Raw genomic sequence first — 1,898 nt, forward strand, 5'->3', positions numbered from 1 at the left:
CTGTCAGCCCTCGAAGCGAGGCGGCGCAGCCGCGAGTCTCGAGGGCTGACAGCAGACGCTTCGGGGGCCGAACCCCGCGCGCGCCAGCGCGCCAAAAAACACAGCACCTTCACGAGCAAGGCCACCTGCCCCACCTTCGCGAGCAACGCCACCCACCCCCACCTTCACAAGCAAGGCCACCTCCCCCACCTTCACAAGCAAGCCCGCTCAAACACCTGAGAAGGTTCCGCGATCGTCTAAGTGCTCGAGGCCGCAACTCATGGATAGCGCACACCGCGTCCGGGTACGTGCCCGCTGGCTGCCAGCTGTGCGAGGCGCGCGCCGACCGTCTACTAGGGTGCAGACCATGCGGAAGCTGATCATCGGACTGCTGTGCCTGGCCGGGCTGGCAGTAGTCGTCGACTTCGGCGCCGCCGCATATTCGGAGTACCGCGTATCCCGATCACTTCGGGTCGGGGCCGAGCTGAGCGCGGACCCGGAGGTCACCTTCCACGGCTTCCCGTTCCTACGGCAGGCACTCGACGGCAGCTACGAGAACATCGAGATCAAAGCCGACAGCGTCCGGCCGGATATCCCCGGCGAGATCGGCCTGGAAGCGACCCTGCGCGGAATGCAACTGCCGCTCAGTGATCTGGTCGACGGCCGGGTGCGCAGCGTCCCGGTGGAGCAGGTGGACGTCCGGATGCGGGTCGCGCCCACCGAACTCGGGCGGCTGTTCGGCATCCCCGACCTCGAGGTGCATTCGCGCCCCGCCGACAAATCCGACGGGACCGGCGGATCCGGCGGATCCGGTATGACAACCGCTGGCGCCCTGGTCCTGACCGGGACGCTGCCCGCGGCGCCCAGCGGACAGCAGGGCGCGAGTTTCACCGGCGAACGGGTGAGTGTCGCGGCGGATCTGTCGCTCGAGGGTGATCAGGTCCGGATCGTGGCCAGCGGTCTGTACACCGAGGAGATCTCACCGGTGCCCTCGGAACCGGTGGTCGCCGAGTCCGACGTCCCGGCCGTCCTGGCGATGTTCACCCGTACGATCGATACCAAGGAGCTCCCCTTCGGTATCCGTCCGACCGAGGTCACCGCCCTGGGCGGACACATCGTGGTGGAGGGCCGAGGCAAAGACGTAACGATCGACCTGAACAGATTGCGGCGACCATGATCGAGATCACCATCCTGGCGGTAATGCTGCTGGTAGGCCTGGCTGTAGGGCTCTACCTGCGGCACCGGGAGGGTACGGCGCGCTCGGCCCCCGCGGATCTCGATCGTGACAGCGGCGAACGCGACGAACTGCTGGTCGCCGCCGGGGTGACCGGTTCGGGCCCCGCGGTACTGCACTTCTCCGCCGACTGGTGCGGCCCGTGCGCGGCGGTGCGCCGGGTGGTCGCCGACGCCACCTCCGGCCTGGCGGATTCACCGCAACCGCCCCGCGATATCGAAATCGATATCGACGCCGACCCCGCACTGGCCCGAGCCCTCAACGTCCTCTCCCTGCCGACGACCTTCGTCTTCGACGCCGAGGGCCGCGAACGCTTCCGGATCTCGGGTGTACCCAAAACCACCGACCTCCGCAGCGCCCTCACCCCCTTGACGGTGTGATTGGAGGCGGACCCTTCGCGAAGGGTGGGAGGTGGGTTGAAGCGACCCTCCGCGAAGGGGAGTTCGGATCGACCCCCGCGAGGGGGGCGGGGAGGTGGGTTGAAGCGGCCCCACCGCCAAGAGGGGGTTCGGAACGGCCCCCGCTAAGGGTTGGGAGGTGGGTTGAAGCGGCCCCACCGCGAAGAGGGGGTTCGGATCGACCCATCCGCTAAGGGTCGGGCTGTGATTTTGGAGCGGCTCCGCCGCTCGAGGGTGGGGCCCTATTAACCCGGTTCTTCACTCCCGCCGGTCAGTCGCTGCGCTCC

Annotated in this window: 2 protein-coding genes; both read left to right on the top strand. The window is 68.1% G+C overall.

The window, feature by feature from the left end:
- Nucleotides 1–346: 346 nt before the first annotated feature.
- Nucleotides 347–1,156, top strand: coding sequence for an LmeA family phospholipid-binding protein (locus AB0F41_RS31530; RefSeq protein ID WP_357430246.1), 810 nt, complete (start codon nt 347–349; stop codon nt 1,154–1,156).
- Nucleotides 1,153–1,593 carry a thioredoxin family protein gene (locus AB0F41_RS31535; RefSeq protein WP_357430248.1) on the top strand — a complete coding sequence of 147 codons (441 nt, stop codon included), beginning with the start codon at nt 1,153–1,155 and terminating at the stop codon, nt 1,591–1,593. The genes AB0F41_RS31530 and AB0F41_RS31535 overlap by 4 nt, the downstream gene beginning before the upstream one ends.
- Nucleotides 1,594–1,898: the final 305 nt, after the last annotated feature.

The sequence above is a fragment of the Nocardia sp. NPDC024068 genome (genome assembly GCF_040638875.1).
GTDB lineage: Bacteria > Actinomycetota > Actinomycetes > Mycobacteriales > Mycobacteriaceae > Nocardia.

Bases quoted from the DNA above. Each gene is read 5' to 3' on its own strand.
- AB0F41_RS31535 (WP_357430248.1), top strand. From the start codon at position 1,153: ATGATCGAGATCACCATCCTGGCGGTAATGCTGCTGGTAGGCCTGGCT.
- AB0F41_RS31530 (WP_357430246.1), top strand. From the start codon at position 347: ATGCGGAAGCTGATCATCGGACTGCTGTGCCTGGCCGGGCTGGCAGTA.